Annotated in this window: 17 protein-coding genes; 4 read left to right on the plus strand and 13 right to left on the minus strand. The window is 67.6% G+C overall.

From position 1 onward, the window contains the following. Nucleotides 1-8: 8 nt before the first annotated feature. The 6 genes from AC3QLZ_RS14410 to AC3QLZ_RS14435 all read right to left on the minus strand — a co-directional run bounded on the left by AC3QLZ_RS14410 (nucleotide 9) and on the right by AC3QLZ_RS14435 (nucleotide 4,759). A complete protein-coding gene (locus tag AC3QLZ_RS14410; RefSeq protein ID WP_130460104.1) occupies nucleotides 9-368 on the minus strand; it encodes a DMT family protein in 360 nt (119 codons plus the stop codon). Continuing rightward, entirely contained in the window at nucleotides 365-838 is a 474-nt protein-coding gene (folK, locus tag AC3QLZ_RS14415) for a 2-amino-4-hydroxy-6-hydroxymethyldihydropteridine diphosphokinase (protein WP_014236602.1), read from the minus strand. Before folK ends, AC3QLZ_RS14410 begins: the two co-directional genes overlap by 4 nt. A gap of 15 nt (nucleotides 839-853) precedes the next feature. Next, nucleotides 854-2,239, minus strand: a complete 1,386-nt coding sequence (gene pcnB, locus AC3QLZ_RS14420) for a polynucleotide adenylyltransferase PcnB (RefSeq protein ID WP_014236603.1) — start codon at nucleotides 2,237-2,239, stop codon at nucleotides 854-856. 70 nt (nucleotides 2,240-2,309) lie between these two features. Beyond that, complete coding sequence (locus AC3QLZ_RS14425; protein WP_014236604.1) at nucleotides 2,310-2,972, minus strand: histidinol-phosphatase; 663 nt, start codon at nucleotides 2,970-2,972, stop codon at nucleotides 2,310-2,312. Between the two features lie 19 nt (nucleotides 2,973-2,991). Further along, on the minus strand, nucleotides 2,992-3,663 hold the full coding sequence (gene hda / locus AC3QLZ_RS14430; RefSeq protein ID WP_043798932.1) for a DnaA regulatory inactivator Hda: 672 nt from the start codon (nucleotides 3,661-3,663) through the stop codon (nucleotides 2,992-2,994). A 16-nt stretch (nucleotides 3,664-3,679) separates the two neighbouring features. Further along, on the minus strand, nucleotides 3,680-4,759 hold the full coding sequence (locus AC3QLZ_RS14435; RefSeq protein ID WP_043797916.1) for an AI-2E family transporter: 1,080 nt from the start codon (nucleotides 4,757-4,759) through the stop codon (nucleotides 3,680-3,682). 75 nt (nucleotides 4,760-4,834) lie between these two features. Here AC3QLZ_RS14435 and purM point away from each other — a divergent pair, with 75 nt between their 5' ends. Continuing rightward, on the plus strand, nucleotides 4,835-5,884 hold the full coding sequence (purM, locus tag AC3QLZ_RS14440; RefSeq protein ID WP_014236607.1) for a phosphoribosylformylglycinamidine cyclo-ligase: 1,050 nt from the start codon (nucleotides 4,835-4,837) through the stop codon (nucleotides 5,882-5,884). Between the two features lie 86 nt (nucleotides 5,885-5,970). Next, nucleotides 5,971-6,288: a c-type cytochrome gene (locus tag AC3QLZ_RS14445; protein WP_014236608.1), complete on the plus strand. Its 318-nt coding sequence runs from the start codon at nucleotides 5,971-5,973 to the stop codon at nucleotides 6,286-6,288. A 72-nt stretch (nucleotides 6,289-6,360) separates the two neighbouring features. Here the strand turns inward: AC3QLZ_RS14445 and AC3QLZ_RS14450 are convergent, their stop codons facing one another. From AC3QLZ_RS14450 to AC3QLZ_RS14460, 3 genes are all read right to left on the minus strand, one after another. Next, nucleotides 6,361-6,834, minus strand: a complete 474-nt coding sequence (locus tag AC3QLZ_RS14450) for a TssQ family T6SS-associated lipoprotein (protein ID WP_130460098.1) — start codon at nucleotides 6,832-6,834, stop codon at nucleotides 6,361-6,363. Then, nucleotides 6,831-8,165, minus strand: a complete 1,335-nt coding sequence (locus AC3QLZ_RS14455; protein WP_014236610.1) for a serine/threonine-protein kinase — start codon at nucleotides 8,163-8,165, stop codon at nucleotides 6,831-6,833. The genes AC3QLZ_RS14450 and AC3QLZ_RS14455 overlap by 4 nt, the downstream gene beginning before the upstream one ends. A 131-nt stretch (nucleotides 8,166-8,296) precedes the next feature. Further along, entirely contained in the window at nucleotides 8,297-9,748 is a 1,452-nt protein-coding gene (locus AC3QLZ_RS14460) for a DHA2 family efflux MFS transporter permease subunit (protein WP_014236611.1), read from the minus strand. A 64-nt stretch (nucleotides 9,749-9,812) separates the two neighbouring features. Between AC3QLZ_RS14460 and AC3QLZ_RS14465 the strand changes: the two genes are divergently transcribed. Both AC3QLZ_RS14465 and AC3QLZ_RS14470 read left to right on the plus strand, forming a co-directional pair. Further along, nucleotides 9,813-10,316, plus strand: coding sequence for a MarR family winged helix-turn-helix transcriptional regulator (locus tag AC3QLZ_RS14465; protein ID WP_014236612.1), 504 nt, complete (start codon nucleotides 9,813-9,815; stop codon nucleotides 10,314-10,316). Between the two features lie 87 nt (nucleotides 10,317-10,403). Continuing rightward, nucleotides 10,404-11,411, plus strand: a complete 1,008-nt coding sequence (locus AC3QLZ_RS14470; protein ID WP_014236613.1) for a sulfate ABC transporter substrate-binding protein — start codon at nucleotides 10,404-10,406, stop codon at nucleotides 11,409-11,411. Nucleotides 11,412-11,484: 73 nt separating this feature from the next. On the opposite strand, the gene AC3QLZ_RS14475 is transcribed toward AC3QLZ_RS14470, so the two are convergent. The 4 genes from AC3QLZ_RS14475 to AC3QLZ_RS14490 form a co-directional block, all read right to left on the minus strand. Continuing rightward, nucleotides 11,485-11,682 carry a hypothetical protein gene (locus tag AC3QLZ_RS14475; protein ID WP_014236614.1) on the minus strand — a complete coding sequence of 66 codons (198 nt, stop codon included), beginning with the start codon at nucleotides 11,680-11,682 and terminating at the stop codon, nucleotides 11,485-11,487. 635 nt (nucleotides 11,683-12,317) lie between these two features. Further along, on the minus strand, nucleotides 12,318-12,527 hold the full coding sequence (locus AC3QLZ_RS14480) for a hypothetical protein (protein ID WP_014236615.1): 210 nt from the start codon (nucleotides 12,525-12,527) through the stop codon (nucleotides 12,318-12,320). Between the two features lie 165 nt (nucleotides 12,528-12,692). Beyond that, nucleotides 12,693-14,132, minus strand: a complete 1,440-nt coding sequence (locus tag AC3QLZ_RS14485; protein WP_014236616.1) for an ATP-binding protein — start codon at nucleotides 14,130-14,132, stop codon at nucleotides 12,693-12,695. Continuing rightward, on the minus strand, nucleotides 14,119-14,829 hold the full coding sequence (locus AC3QLZ_RS14490) for a winged helix-turn-helix domain-containing protein (RefSeq protein ID WP_014236617.1): 711 nt from the start codon (nucleotides 14,827-14,829) through the stop codon (nucleotides 14,119-14,121). Before AC3QLZ_RS14490 ends, AC3QLZ_RS14485 begins: the two co-directional genes overlap by 14 nt. Between the last annotated feature and the right edge of the window lies 1 nt (nucleotide 14,830).

The following is a 14,830-nucleotide window of genomic DNA, read 5'->3' on the forward strand; positions in this document are numbered from 1 at the left end:
TGACCGGATCAGCTGCGGAATATGAAGTAAACGGCCCCCAGCAGGCACAGGCCGGCCCACAGATAGTCGAGCTTGAGGGGTTGGCCCATGTAGAAGACGACGAAGGGCACGAAGACGGTGAGGGTGATGGCTTCCTGCAGGATCTTCAGCTGGGCCAGGGTGAGATCGGTATGGCCGATGCGGTTGGCCGGCACCTGCAGCAGGTATTCGAAAAGGGCGATACCCCAGGAGATCAGGGCGGCGATCCACCAGGGCTTGTCCGCCAGGTTCTTTAGGTGGGCATACCAGGCGAAGGTCATGAAGACGTTGGAAGCGGAGAGCAGCAATACCGTCTTCCACAGCACCGGCAGTTCGGTCCACAGGCTCATAGTTTCTCGATCCGTTGGTTGGCCACCGCCGGCAGCCAGGCGGCGACGCTGCCGCGGCCGGGCAGGGCCAGGTCCGGAGCGATCTCCGCCAGGGGCACCAGGACGAAGGCGCGCAGATGCAGGCGCGGGTGGGGCAGGGTCAGTTCGGGGCCGTCCAGCACCTGGTCGTCGTAGAGCAGCAGGTCCAGGTCCAGGGTGCGGGGGGCGTTGCGGTAGCTGCGGGTACGGCCGAAATGGGCTTCCACGGCGAACAGCCGGGACAGCAGCCCGGTCGGCGGCAGGGGCGTGTCCACCGCCGCCACGGCGTTGATGTAGTCGGGGCCGTCGGCACCGATGGGGGCAGTGCGGTAGAGGGAGGAGGCGGCGACCAGAGCGATGTCGCCGCTGCCGGTGAGGTCCGCCAGGGCGGCGCGGACCTGGGCTGCCGGATCTTCCAGATTGGCGCCCAGGGCGATGAAGGCGCGGTGCATGGAACTCGCCGCGGCCTAGTCGCCGCTGCCGCCTTCGCCCGCGCCGGCACCACCGCCGGCCGGCTTCTTGCGCCGACGCCGGCGCTTCTTGTCGCCCTTGGCCTCGGGCAGCAGCATGGCCTGGCGCTCTTCGCCTTCGGCGTTGAGGAAGCGGCGCCACCATTCGCCCAGCTCCCTGTCCACCTCGCCCGACTCGGCGCGCAGCAGCAGGAAATCGTAGCCGGCCTTGAAGCGGGGTTGCTCCAGCACGGCGTAGGGCTTCTTGCCGGAGCGGGCCTCGAAGCGGGGCTGCAGGGCCCAGATGTCCTTGATGTCGCCGGCGATGCGGCGGGTGATGGCCAGCTTTTCCGCCTGCACGTCCAGCACCTCGTCCATGGCGGCGAAGAGGGCGGGAATGGGGCGCTCGCCGTTGGCCTTGTTCTTTTCCCACTGGCCCAGCACTTCGTGCCACAGCAGGGTGGCGAAGAGGAAGCCGGGGGAGGTGGGTTTGCCGGCCTGGACCCGCTCGTCGGTGTTGGCCAGGGCCAGCATGACGAAGCGTTCGCCCAGGGGCTGCTCCAGGATGACGTCGAGCAGGGGCAGCAGGCCGTGGTGCAGGCCCTCTTCCCGCAGCTGCTTGACGCAGCGCACGGCGTAGCCGGAGGTGAGCAGCTTGAGCATTTCGTCGAAGAGGCGGGCCGGCGGCACGTTTTCGATCAACTCGGACATCTCCCGGATGGGACGCCGGGCGGCCGGGTCGATGGCCAGGTTCAGCTTGGCCCCCAGGCGCACCGCCCGCAGCATGCGCACCGGGTCTTCCCGGTAGCGCACCTTGGGATCGCCGATCATGCGCAGGGTCTTCTGCTTGAGGTCGGCGACGCCGTGGTGGTAGTCGTGGATGGTCTCGTCGGCCGGGTCGTAGTACAGGGCATTGACGGTGAAGTCGCGGCGGGCCGCATCTTCCGCCATGGTGCCGAAGACGTTGTCGCGCAGCACCCGGCCGTGTTCGTCGGTGGGTGCGTTGCTGGCGTGGATGGCGCGGAAGGTGGTGACCTCCAGGGTCTCCGCCCCCATCATCACGTGTACGATCTGGAAGCGGCGGCCGATGATGCGGGAGCGGCGGAAACAGGCCCGCACCTGCTCCGGCGTGGCGTTGGTGGCCACGTCGAAATCCTTGGGCGGGATGCCGGCCAGCAGGTCGCGCACGGCGCCGCCCACCACGTAGGCCTTGTAGCCGGCCTTCTGCAGCCCTTCGACGGTGCGGCGGGCGCCGGAGCTGAGCTGCTCGCGGCGGATGCCGTGGTTCTTGACGGGGATGATGGCGGCGCTGTCGCCGTGGCCGCCGCTACGGGCGTTCCGGGTTTCGCTCTTGCCGGCGTTGTTCTTGCCGCCAAACACCCGGGAAATTAGTTTGCGGATCATGTAGGTTTTTTTATGCAATCTGGCGGTTCGTCCGCCTGAAAAAACAAGGCATTATATCCGTACGGGGCGGTTAGCGCAGGCTGATTACCGGCCAGCCGCGCCGTTCCGCCTCCGCCTTGAGGATGGGGTCCGGGTCCACCGCCACCGGGCAGCTGACCTTTTCCAGCAGGGGCAGGTCGTTGCGCGAGTCGCTGTAGAACCAGCTGTCGGCAAAGCTGCCCCAGTTGAGGCCCTGGGCTTCGAGCCAGTCCTCCACCCGGGTGATCTTGCCGTCCTGGAAGGACGGGGTGCCGCGCACGCCGCCGGTGAACTGGCCGTCCCGCTGTTCCGGGATGGTGGCGATGAGATGGTGGATGCCGAATTCCCGGGCGATGGGGCCGGTGACGAAGGCGTTGGTGGCGGTCACCAGCAGCACCAGGTCGCCCCGCTGCAGGTGCTCCTGCACCTTGGCCCGGGCCTGGTCGGTCATGATCGGGCGGATGTTGCGGGCCATGAATTCCTGGTGCCAGGCGTCCAGCTGGGCGCGGGAGTGACGGGCCAGGGGCTTCAGCTGGAAATCAAGGAACTCGTAAATGTCCAGGGTGCCGGCCTTGTACTGCTCGTAGAACTTCTCGTTCTGGGCGGCGTGGATTTCGCCGTCGAGGGCGCCCTGGCCGATGAGGAACTGGGCCCACTCGAAGTCGCTGTCGCCGGCCAGGAGGGTGTTGTCGAGATCAAAGAGTGCGAGATTCATCGTGCCTGTTTCGGAAGGGTTAGACGGTGGAGTCGCCGGCATGCTGCAGCACTTCGCGCAGCAGGGGCAGGGTGATGGGCCGCTTGTGTTCCAGGGAGTAGCGGTCCAGGGCCGCCAGCAGGGCGGCCAGGGTGCGCATGTCCCGGGAACTGCGGTTCATCAGGTAGGTGAGGGCTTCCCGGGAGAGCTTGAGGCCCCGGTCGGCGGCCTGGGCCGCCAGGGCCGCCAGCTTCTCCTCGTCGGAGAGGGGGCGCAGGCGGAAGATGAGGGCCGAGCCGAGGCGGGTGCGTAGGTCTTCCCGCAGTTGCAGGGCCGCCGGCGGCTGGTCGCTGGCCACCAGCAGCTTGCCCGGCCGGCCGTTTTCCACGGCCAGGCGCAGGCGGTTGAAATGGTTGAAGAGGGCGATCTGGCCGGCCTCGGCCAGGGCCTGCACGTTGTCCACCGCCAGGCCCTCGGCCTCGGCCGGGGCGCCGGCCAGGAGCGGGTCTTGGGCGCCGTCCACATAATGCAGCCCGGAGGCCTGCAGCAGGTGGCTCTTGCCGCTGCCCGCCTCGCCCCACAGCAGGAACAGGGGCTGGGGGCCGGAGAACCAGTCGGCCAGGGCCGCCAGGGCCTCCTCGTTGCCGTCGCCGACGAAGTTGGCCAGGGAGGGCGGAGACTCGGGCATCAGGTCCAGCAGCAATTGACGCATGGGGGGCAGCATGGGGTCAGGAGTTGAGGTAGAAGGGGCTGGCCTTGTAATGCCGCTGCAGTTCCCGCAGGCCCACCAGGAGGGCGGCGGAGGCGGGCAGGGCGATGAGGATGCCGAAGAAGCCGAACAGCTGGCCGAAGGCCATCAGGGCGAAGATCACCGCCACCGGATGCAGGCCGATGCGCTCGCCCACCAGCCAGGGGGTCAGCACCACGCTTTCGAGAATCTGGCCGCCGCCATAGACGATGGCCACCGCCAGCACCAGGCCGAGGCCCTGGAACTGCAGCAGGGCCGCCACCAGGGCCAGGAGCAGGCCGGTGGCGAAACCGACGTAGGGAATGAAAATGAGCAGGCCGGTGAGCAGGCCCACCGGCAGGGCGAATTCCAGCCCCGCCAGCCACAGGCCCAGGCTGTAGTAGAGGGCCAGCAGCAGCATCACCGCCAGCTGGCCGCGCAGGAACTCGGCCAGCACCGCATCCACTTCCCGGGCCAGACGCAGGGCCAGGTTGTGGAAACGGCGCGGAATGAGGTCCTCGATACGGTGCAGGAGGCTGTCCCAGTCCTTCAGCAGGTAGAACATGACCACCGGCAGGAGCAGCAGGTTGGCGACGAAGGCCACCAGGGCCAGGCCGCTGCTGCCGAGGGTGGTCAGCACGTGGCCGAGGATCTGCTGGGCCGCATCCTGGTTCTTGCGCACCAGGGCGTTGAAACTGGCCGGGTCCAGGGGCAGGTCGATGCCCAGGCGCTTCTGCAGCCAGGGGTCCAGCTTGGTCTGCAGCAGGGTCAGGGTGGCCGGCAGGCGCTCGGCGATGAGGCCCACTTCCTTCTGCAGCAGGGGTACCAGGGTCAGGGCCAGCAGGGTGAGGGCGCCGATCAGGCCCAGGATCACCAGCAGGGCGGCCAGGGGGCGGGGCACCCGGTGGCGGGCCAGCCAGCCGGTGGCCGGATTGCCGATGTAGGCCAGGATGGCGGCCAGCAGGAAGGGGGTGAGGATGGGGGAAAGGGCGAGCAGCAGCCAGACGCAGGCCGCGGCAAAGCCGAGCCAGAGCAGGGCCTGCAGTCTTTGGGTGCGGTTGTCGGGCCGATCTTCGGTCATTTGGGCTAAAATGCGGGTTTTCAATAGCTTTCCGGCGCCCATTCTATCACTCCGGATGCCAGGCCCTTCCCGACCATGACCCAAGATACCAGCAAGACCTCCCTTTCCTATCGTGACGCCGGCGTGGATATCGACGCCGGCGATGCCCTCGTCGAGCGCATCAAGCCTTTCGCCAAGAAGACCATGCGGGAAGGCGTGCTGGCCGGCATCGGCGGCTTCGGCGCCCTTTTCGAAGTGCCGAAGAAGTACAAGGAGCCGGTGCTGGTGTCCGGTACCGACGGCGTCGGCACCAAGCTGAAGCTGGCTTTCCAGCTCAACCGCCACGACACCGTGGGCATCGACCTGGTGGCCATGAGCGTCAATGACATCCTGGTGCAGGGTGCCGAGCCCCTCTTCTTCCTCGACTACTTCGCCTGCGGCAAGCTCTCCGTGGATGCGGCGGCCGACGTCATCAAGGGCATCGCCACCGGCTGCGAACAGGCCGGCTGCGCCCTCATCGGCGGCGAGACGGCCGAGATGCCCGGCATGTACCCGGATGGTGAATACGACCTGGCCGGTTTCGCCGTCGGCGCCGCCGAAAAGAGCAAGCTCATCGACGGCAAGTCCATCGTCCCCGGCGACGTGGTGCTGGGCCTGGGCTCCCACGGCGCCCACTCCAACGGCTACTCCCTGGTGCGCAAGATCATCGAGCGTTCCGGCGCCGACTTCAATGCCAAGTTCGACGGCGAGGCCACCCTGGCCGATGCCGTGATGGCCCCCACCCGCATCTACGTCAAGCCTCTGCTGGCCCTGCTGCAGACCCTGCCGGTCAAGGGCATGGCCCACATCACCGGCGGCGGCCTGACCGAGAACGTGCCCCGGGTGCTGCCGGAAAATACCGTGGCCATCCTGGACAAGTCCTCCTGGCAGCGTCCCAAGCTGTTCGACTGGCTGCAGGCCGAAGGCAACGTCAGCGACGACGAAATGCACCGGGTCTTCAACTGCGGCATCGGCATGGTGGTGGTGGTGGCCCAGGAACACGCCCGCCAGGCCATCCAGCTGCTGCAGGCCGCCGGCGAGAAGGTGTGGCAGATCGGCGACATCCGCGCCCGCCAGGGCGACGAGGCCCAGACCCAGGTGAACTGAGCCTCACCGCATACAGGACTTGCCCGGGCTGCGGTGTCCGGGCAAGCTATGGTTTCCCCATAAAAAAAACCGCTTGGAGGTAAGAAGTGAGCAAATCCGCTGTCATCGTTACCGGCCTGATCCTGGCCGCCGGCCTGTCCGCCAATCTGGCCCAGGCTTCCGAAGAACTGGCCAAGGCCAAGCTGTGCGTCGGCTGCCACCAGGTCTCCGCCAAGGTCCTGGGCCCTGCCTACAAGGACGTGGCCCAGAAGTACGCCGGCGTGAAAACCGCCGAAGCCGATCTGGCGAAGAAGATTCGCGGCGGCAGCAAGGGCGTCTGGGGCGGTGCCGAAATGCCGCCCAACCCGGCCATTTCCGAGGCCGACGCCACCACCCTGGCCAAATGGATTCTCAGCCTGAAGTGAAGTTGGGCTGATCCCGACAATGCCAACAAAAAAGCCGGCAATCGCCGGCTTTTTTGCGTCTGCAGGAAAAGCCTACTTGGCCTTTTTCCTGGTGCTTTCCGCCTTCACCTCGAGGAAGGCCGGGCCCCAGATGGGGTGGCCGGATTCGGCCTTGGTCAGGCTGAGCTTGGGGTAGGCGGCCAGGCCCTTGCGGAAGTTGGCCTTGCAGCTGTCCACCTGGCGGGAGGCGCAGGCGATGAAGGCCAGGTGCTTGTAGGCCCGGGCCTGGTCGATGCGGTTGGGCAGGCCCAGGTCCAGGGCCTGTTGCAGGGTCTGGCCGGCGCTCTTGTAGTCGCCGTTTTCGTAGGCGCTGATGCCCCGGGCCAGTTCGCTCTCGGCCTTGCGCGCGGTCGGCGTCTTCACCGGTTCGGCCGGCTTGGCCGCTTCGGGCGGGGGCGCCGGTTCGGCGGCCGGGGGCGGGGTGTTCTGGCTGGCGCAACCGGCCAGGGCCAGCAAGGAGGCAAGCAGCAGGGAGGAGAGGGATCGCATGGCGGTAGGTGTGCTCATTTGAATTTGTGCTTGATCTTGTAGGTGTCGCCGGCGCCCAGTTCCAGGGTCAGGCGATGGGGTTCGGACTGGCCGTTGCGGATTTCCACCTCGTGGTGGCCCGGCAGCAGCTCGATGCTTTCCAGGGGCGGCGAGATGCCCTTGGGTTCGCCGTCCACCACCACTTCGCCCCAGGGGGCGATGGCCAGGTCCACCCGGGCGGCGGGCTGGGGTTCGGGCGCTGCAGTACTGGCCGCAGGGGCAGGCGTGGCGCCGTTGCCGGCACTGCGTTCCGTGGGCAGCAGGGCGAATGCGCCGCCGGCGATGGCCACCGCGGCGATGCCCAACCACAGCGCCTTGCCGCGGCGTGCCGGCGGCGAGGCCGGTGCTTCCTGGGGCGCAGGGGAGAGGCTGAGGGGGTTGGTGTCCGTGAACGGGTGGGCCAGCAGCATGGTCGGATCTTCCGACGGGCTGGGCGGAATGCGCGGCTGGGGCTGGGCCTGGGCGGCCAGGCCGAGGACCGGGCCGGGGGAGCCGAGCTCGGCGTAGCGGCGCAGGTCGGCGGCCAGTTCGCCGGCGGTCTGGTAGCGTTCCTCCGGCGACTTGGCCAGGGCCTTGGCCAGGATGGCCTCGAAGCCCGGCGGCAGTTCCGGCATGAGCCGGGTGGGCAGCACCGGGCCTTCGTTGATGACCCGGTACATGATGGTGGTGACCGTTTCGCCGTCGAAGGGGGCGACGCCGGTGAGCCACTGGTAGAGCACCACGCCGAGGGAGAAGATGTCGGCCCGGCCGTCCACCGGATGGCCCATGATCTGCTCCGGCGCCATGTACTTGGGCGTGCCCAGCATGTGGCCGGTCATGGTCTTGCTGCCGGTCTGCAGCTGGGCGATGCCGAAATCGGTGATTTTCACGGCGCCGTCGGCCAGCACCATGAGGTTGGCCGGCTTGATGTCCCGGTGCACCACGCCCTGGCGGTGGGCGTAGTCCAGGCCGTCGGCGACGGCGGCCATCATGTCGGCGATGCGGGTGTAGGGCAGGGGGCCGGCTTCGCTGATGAAGCGGCGCAGTTCCCGGCCTTCGAGGAATTCCATGGCCATGTAGGCCACGTCCTCCGCCTTGCCCGCGTCGTACAGGGTGACGATGGCCGGGTGGCTGAGGCGGGCGACCGACTTGGCCTCGCGGAAGAAGCGGCGCTCGAAGCTCTCCTTCTCGGACAGGCTGGCGTCGAACTTGATGGTCTTGATGGCCACGACCCGTTCCAGCAGGGGATCGAAGGCGCGGTACACCACGCCCATGGCTCCCTCGCCGAGTACTCCGTCGATACGGTAGCGGCCCAGTTGTTGAATGGTCATGCGCTTCTTACGGAAATTGGGGTCGGTCAATCCGGGACGGCAACAGCTCCCTCCACCCCGGGGTCCGAACTCTGACGGGCAAGTTTAACAGAACCTGTCCGCCCCCTGACCATCCCCAGCGCCGGGCCGGCTTAGCGTCCCGCGGCCGTGGCCGCCGTGGCCGGTTTGCCCATGGCCAGGGCCCCGCCCAGGGCCAGGAAGAAGGCCAGGGCCACCAGGGCGAAGACCTCGGCGAAGGCCTGGGCGCTGCCGGCCGGCTGGCCCAGGTGGTTGCTGCGCCATTCCACATAGACGGCACCCAGGCTGATGCCCAGGGTGCCTCCCAGCTGCCGGGTGCAATTGAGCAGGGCCGAGCCCTGGCCCACCAGGCGCTGGGCCAGGGGGCGCAGGGCGCCCAGGTTGAGGGCCGGCAGGATCAGGGCCAGGCCGATGCGGCCGATGACCACCGTGCCCATCAGGGTGGGCAGCAGGGGCAGGCCGAGGGAAATGCCGGCCAGCAGCGCCAGCAGCACGAAGGAGATGGCGAACAGCAGCAGCCCCAGGGCCGTCTGCCGATGGGGCCGGATGCGGTCCGCCAGGTAGCCGGCTCCCGGGGTCATGAGGGCCAGGGCGATGCCGCCGGGGAGCAGGGCCAGGCCCGCCGTGGCGGCGTTGTAGCCGAGGATGCTCTGCAGGAACACCGGCACCAGATAGGTGGAACCATAGAGGCCGACGCCGAAGATGAAGGACACCAGGGTGCCCATGGCGAAGGCCCGTTCGCTGAACAGGCCCAGGGCCAGGATCGGCCCGGGCACCCGGCGGGCGTGGCGCAGGAAGAGGGCGATGCCGGCGGCTGCCACCAGGGCGCCGACGCCGCTCTGGGTCGACAGCAGGCCGTGGGCGTGGAGGCCGCCGACGGTCTGCAGCAGGCTGAGGATGGCCAGGGTGAGCAGGGACAGGCCAGTCCAGTCGAAGGGGTGCTCGGCCCGGGCCGCCGGCTTGTGAGGCAGCAGCAGGTGGCCCGCCGCCAGGGCGGCGAGGCTGCCGGGCACGGTGATGAGGAAAATAGCGCGCCAGCCGAAATGGTCCACCAGGAAGCCGCCGGCAATGGGTGCCACCGCCGGCGCCAGGATGATGCCGAAACCCAGGATGCCCATGGCCCGGCCCTGGCGTTCCAGGGGAAAGAGGCGCAGCACCAGCAGGGTGCTCATGGGCTGCAGCAGGCCGGCGGCCAGGCCCTGGACAATGCGCATGGCCACCACCGAGGGGAAGTTCCAGGCCAGGGCGCCGCCCAGGCTGCCGATGCCGATCAGCAGCACGGCACCGAGGAAGACCCGGCGGAAGCTGTAGCGCTCGATGAGCCAGGCGGTGGGCAGCATGGCCACGGTCATGGCGGCCATGTAACCGGTGACGGCCCACTGCACCCGGTCCTGGCCCAGGTGAAAGTCCGCCATGAGGGAGGGAATGGCCACGTTGAAAATGGTGGAGGAAAGCACGGCCGTGACCATGCCGCAGGCCATGGCCGCCAGGACCAGCCAGGGGTAACGTCCGCCATGGCGGGCCTGCAGGGCTTCCAGGCTGCGGGGAGAGCTTGAAAATGACACGGTGACTCCGGAGCGGGGGCTGAGTAAAATGATTGTATCAGCAAATAATTAGCATGCTAACTATATGTCAGACCGCCAGCCTGAAGCGACGTTCCCGCCCCAGCAGCGATTTTCCGTCCTGCTGCACCAGACGGCGGCCCTGTGGCGCACGGCCCTGGACCGGCGCCTGCGGCCCCTGGGCTTTTCCCAGGCCAGCTGGCGCGCCCTGATTGCCCTGCGGCGCCAGCCGGAAGGCTGCAATCAGGCCGTCCTGGCGGAGCGCCTGGGGATCGAGGCGCCCACCCTGGTGCGCCTCCTGGACCGCATGGAAAAGCAGGGCTGGCTGCAGCGCCAGTCCGATCCCCGGGATCGGCGCAGCAAACGGGTGGTGCTCACTGCCGCCAGTCTGGAGCTGGCGGAGAGCATGGAAGCCACGGTGGAGGAGTTGCGGGCCGAACTGCTGGCGGGGCTGGACCCGGCCCAGCTGGAGGCCATGATCGACATCCTGGAAACGGTCCGGGAGCGGGCCGAAGGCCTGCTGGCCAAAGGAGCTGTCGATCCGGAGAGTGGGTCTGATATTCCTTTATAGATATAACCAATTTACGAAACAGTATTTCTTCTTATAAAAAGGGCGCCCTAGACTTCTCCCATCGCATATCACCTCCTGGGAGAAATCATGGCTCACCCCCGCAAGCTCATCGCCACCCTGGCAGCATCCCTGTCCCTGGCCTTCGCCGGCCAGGCCCTGGCCGACGCCACCCTGCTCAACGTTTCCTACGACCCCACCCGGGAGCTGTACCAGGACTTCAACGCCGCCTTCATCAAGCACTGGAAGGAAAAGACCGGCGAGACCCTGACCATCAAGCAGTCCCACGGCGGTTCCGGCAAGCAGGCCCGCTCCGTCATCGACGGCCTGGAGGCCGATGTGGTGACCCTGGCCCTGGCCGGCGACATCGATCCCCTGGCCGAGCGCGGCCTGCTCGCCGCCGACTACCAGAAGAAGCTGCCCCACAACGCCTCCCCCTACACCTCCACCATCGTCTTCCTGGTGCGCAAGGGCAATCCCAAGGGCATCAAGGACTGGAACGACCTGGTGAAGCCGGGTATCGGCGTCATCACCCCCAATCCCAAGACCTCCGGCGGCGCCCGCTGGAACTACCTGGCGGCCTGGGGCTTCGCCCTCAAGCAGCCGGGCGGCAACGACGCCAGCGCCAAGGACTTCGTCGCCCGGCTGTACAAGAATGTGCTGGTGCTGGATACGGGCGCCCGGGGCTCCACCACCACCTTCGTCGAGCGGGGTCAGGGCGATGTGCTGATCGCCTGGGAAAACGAGGCCTATCTGGCGGTGAAGGAACTGGGGCCGGACAAGTTCGACATCGTCACGCCTTCCCTCTCCATCCTGGCCGAGCCCCCGGTGGCCGTGGTGGACAAGAATGTGGACAAGCACGGCACCCGCAAGCAGGCCCAGGCCTACCTGGAGTACCTCTACACCCCGGCCGGCCAGGAAATCGCTGCCCAGAACTACTACCGGCCCATCGATCCCAAGGTGGCGGCCAAGTACGCCAAGCAGTTCGGCAAGGTGAATCTCTTCACCATCGACCAGCTGTTCGGTGGCTGGACCTCTGCCACCAAGGCCCACTTCGCCGACGGCGCCATCTACGACCAGATCCAGACCAAGCGCTGATTCTTCGGCACCACAAACAAGAAGCCCCGGCCTTCCTGAGGAAGGCCGGGGCTTCTTTTTGAATGATCGGGGCTTAGCGGCCGAGGGCCAGGTTGGTGCTGGCACGGCTGTCGTTGTCGCCGCGCTGCTGGGTGCGCTCCGTGGTGCGGCGTTCGTTGCCGCTCTTGAAGGTTTCCGCAGCCAGATAGGCCCCCGCGGACGACAGGCAAAAGGCGCTGGCGGTAAGCAGCAGGATCTTGCGGGCATTGGCGGTCATGGTCTTGTCTTGCATGTGGATTCTCCCGGAGGCGAGGGCCTGGGCCCTTGTAGTTGTCGATGGGGTCATTCTAGGCAGGACCCCGGGTTGCGTCTGTCGCCTCCCTGTAGCGACCGGTAACGGCCCATGCGCTTTGATGACCGCGTGTGACAGCGTGACAAAAAAAGACCCCGCCGAGAGCGGCGGGGTTGGAGAGGAGGCCCATCCAGGGAGGGAGGGGATGGGTCTTGGGGGAGTCATGCGCTGTCAACGCATGGATGCATTCTAGGCAGGCCCGGCGGTGCCGTCTGTGGCGATTCCTGGGCCCTTGTGTAACGGTCTGTGGCGGTCCTCCTCTCCATTTGTAACAGCCCCCGGGGTATGGCGGGAGACAGACCCGGAGCGGAAAATCCGGGCAAAAAAAACCCCACCGGGGGAGGTGGGGTGGAGAGGGTGCCCATCCGAAGGGGGGGAGGTGGATGGGACTTGGGGGAGTCATGCGCTGTCAACGCAGAATCCATTCTAGGGAGCCCCCCGGCTGCCGTCTGTGGCGATTGCAGGAGGGTTGTGTAACCGGGGGTGAGGGACTTTGACGGTTTGTAATGCCCCATGTGCAGCCTTGGCAGGCGAGGGGGCGGGGCCGTTCGGCAGTGGCGCGGGGAGGGGGGCGCTCAGCGCCGCCGCCAGAAGCGCCAGGCCATGACGGCGATGGCGAAGAGAGCGGTGGCCAGCAGGGCCTTGGGCAGGTTGGCGCGGCCTTCGGTGACCAGGTCGAAGCCCAGGATGCCGAGCAGGACGCCCAGGCTCTCCGCCGCCGGAAAGGTGGCCTTGAAACGGCGTTTGCAGCGCAGCAGGCAGTCGGGGACGGATGGGAGGGGCATTGAAGATGGGCTAGTGGAGCGGGCATACCGCGGACGGCCGTGGAGCCATCCGGCACGGTATGGGCTGCATTCTAGGCAGGACGCGGCCTGGCGTCATGGCCGCTAGCGTGAGCGTTTGTAACGCAATGTAACGCCAGTGGCCCCGGGCCGCCTGGGCACGGGCTTTCAGCCCGGCCAGGAGAGGGTGAAGCGGGCGCCGCCGAGACTGGACTCGCCGGCGCTGGCATGGCCGCCGTGGGCCTCCATGACCTGGCGCACGATGGCCAGGCCGAGTCCATAGCCGCCGCTGGTGCGGTCCCGGGAGCGGTCGAGGCGGGTGAAGGCGTCGAAGATGCGCTCCCGTTCGTCCGCCGGTACGCCGATGCCGTCGTCCTCGACGTGGATCTGCACCTGGCCGTCCTGCACTTCGGCGCTGACCCGGACCCGGGTCTTGGCGTACTTGAAAGCGTTGCGCAGCAGGTTGCGCACGGCGTAGGGCATGGACTTGCGGTCCAGGCGGGCCATCAGGTTGGGCGGCAGATGGCCCAGGTCCACCTCCACCGCCAGTTGTCCGGCCAGTATGCGCAGGTCGTCCACCTCCTCCTCCAGCCAGGGCACCAGGGCGATGGAGGTGAGGTTGAGGGTGGGGCGCTCCCGCTCGAAGCGGGCGTGGGTGAGGCTGGAGTCGATCAGGTTGTCCAGCTCCTCCAGGTCCTCTTCCATGGTTTTCCAGTGGCGCTGGCGTTCGTCGCGGCAGTCCGTGTCGGCCGCCATTTCCAGGGCGAAGCGGAGGCGGGCGATGGGGGTGCGCAGTTCATGGGAGATGGCGCTGGAAAGCTCCCGCTGGGCGGCGATGAGTTTTTGCACCCGCTCCGCCATGCCGTTGAGGGTGTCGGCCAGGAGCGCGAACAGGTTGCTGCGGGCCGCCGGGGCGCGGGTCTCGAAACGGCCCTCACCCAGGGCCCGGGCGGTCTGGCGCAGGGATTCCAGGTCGCGCCAGATGGGCCGGATCCAGATCCATACCAGGACGGCGAAGCCGAGGCCGATGGCGGTCCAGGTCATCAGCCGGATGCGCAGTTCCAGGGGGATGGCGCGCTGGTACTCCGGGTTCAGGTCAGGGGAAAGGGGGCCCACCACCAGCACTTTGTCGCCGCCGCGGATGCGGTGGAACATGATGTCCCGGTGGGAGTCGATGGCGATGTCGCCCAGTTCCAGCTTTTCCCTTTGCTTGGGCGGCAGGAGCACCTGGTCCAGGTCTTCCAGCACCAGGCGGTAGGCGAATTTCTCGTCCAGGGCCTTGATCTGCTTTTCCCACTGGTGCCGGGGATAGCGCTGCAGCTCGTCCTCGATGAGGACGATGGTGCCGCGCATGAAGCGCTTGGCGTAGTCGTCGGTGATGCCCTGCAGGGCCGTGGAAATGGCGAAGTCGGCGATCATGGCGATGCCGACGAAGGAGCCCATGGCCAGCAGGTAGAAATTGAAGAACAGCCGGGACAGGCTGTAGCGGGCGCGGGAGAGGCGGGCGAAGCGCTGTTCCGACTCCCGCCGTTCCTTGCCCGGGCTGTTGTCCTCCGGCGCTGCTTCTACCTCCTGCTCCGGCAGGCGGCGGGGGTCAATTCCAGTCATGCCGGGAGAACAGGTAGCCCTTGCCGCGCACGGTCTTGATGCGGGCCGGATTGTCCGGGTCGTCCCCCAGCTTCTTGCGCAGGCGGGAGATGCGGGCGTCGATGGAGCGGTCCAGGCCGTCGAAGCCGATGCCCCGCAGGCGCTGCAGCAGGTCGTCCCGGGACAGCACGGTGCCGGCGTGGCAGGCCAGCAGCCAGAGCAGGTCGAATTCGGCGGTGGTCAGGTCGATGGCCGCATCGCCCAGTTCGGCGCTGCGGGTGGCCTGGTTGATGCGGAAACGGCCGAACACCAGCTCGTCGCCGGCCCCGCCGCCTTCGCTGCCCTCGCTGGGGCCGGCCCGGCGCAACAGGGCCCGCACCCGGGCCAGCAGCACCCGGGGCTGCACCGGCTTGGAGATGAAGTCGTCGGCGCCCAGTTCGAGGCCGAGGATCTGGTCCATGTCCTCGTCCCGGGCGGTGAGCATGAGGATCACGCCCTGGTAATGGGGGCGCACGGTGCGGCAGACCTCGAAACCGTCCTTGCCGGGCAGCATCACGTCCAGCACCACCACGTCCGGATTGTCGGCGGGAATGCGGGTGCAGGCCGTGTCGCCCCGGGGTTCGATGGCGACTTCGAAGTCGTTCTTGCTCAGGTATTCGGCGGTCAGCTCGGCGAGGCGCTCGTCGTCCTCGACCAGAAGAATGCGGGGGGCGGCCATG

The organism is Azospira sp. MPR-LB4, from assembly GCF_058809525.1.

Coding starts and splice junctions, on each gene's coding strand:
- AC3QLZ_RS14470 (WP_014236613.1), top strand. CDS start 10,404: ATGGCTCACCCCCGCAAGCTCATCGCCACCCTGGCAGCATCCCTGTCC.
- hda (WP_043798932.1), bottom strand. CDS start 3,663: ATGCGTCAATTGCTGCTGGACCTGATGCCCGAGTCTCCGCCCTCCCTG.
- AC3QLZ_RS14425 (WP_014236604.1), bottom strand. CDS start 2,972: ATGAATCTCGCACTCTTTGATCTCGACAACACCCTCCTGGCCGGCGAC.
- AC3QLZ_RS14435 (WP_043797916.1), bottom strand. CDS start 4,759: ATGACCGAAGATCGGCCCGACAACCGCACCCAAAGACTGCAGGCCCTG.
- AC3QLZ_RS14465 (WP_014236612.1), top strand. CDS start 9,813: ATGTCAGACCGCCAGCCTGAAGCGACGTTCCCGCCCCAGCAGCGATTT.
- AC3QLZ_RS14475 (WP_014236614.1), bottom strand. CDS start 11,682: ATGCAAGACAAGACCATGACCGCCAATGCCCGCAAGATCCTGCTGCTT.
- folK (WP_014236602.1), bottom strand. CDS start 838: ATGCACCGCGCCTTCATCGCCCTGGGCGCCAATCTGGAAGATCCGGCA.
- AC3QLZ_RS14490 (WP_014236617.1), bottom strand. CDS start 14,829: ATGGCCGCCCCCCGCATTCTTCTGGTCGAGGACGACGAGCGCCTCGCC.
- AC3QLZ_RS14450 (WP_130460098.1), bottom strand. CDS start 6,834: ATGAGCACACCTACCGCCATGCGATCCCTCTCCTCCCTGCTGCTTGCC.
- AC3QLZ_RS14455 (WP_014236610.1), bottom strand. CDS start 8,165: ATGACCATTCAACAACTGGGCCGCTACCGTATCGACGGAGTACTCGGC.
- AC3QLZ_RS14410 (WP_130460104.1), bottom strand. CDS start 368: ATGAGCCTGTGGACCGAACTGCCGGTGCTGTGGAAGACGGTATTGCTG.
- purM (WP_014236607.1), top strand. CDS start 4,835: ATGACCCAAGATACCAGCAAGACCTCCCTTTCCTATCGTGACGCCGGC.
- AC3QLZ_RS14480 (WP_014236615.1), bottom strand. CDS start 12,527: ATGCCCCTCCCATCCGTCCCCGACTGCCTGCTGCGCTGCAAACGCCGT.
- AC3QLZ_RS14485 (WP_014236616.1), bottom strand. CDS start 14,132: ATGACTGGAATTGACCCCCGCCGCCTGCCGGAGCAGGAGGTAGAAGCA.
- pcnB (WP_014236603.1), bottom strand. CDS start 2,239: ATGATCCGCAAACTAATTTCCCGGGTGTTTGGCGGCAAGAACAACGCC.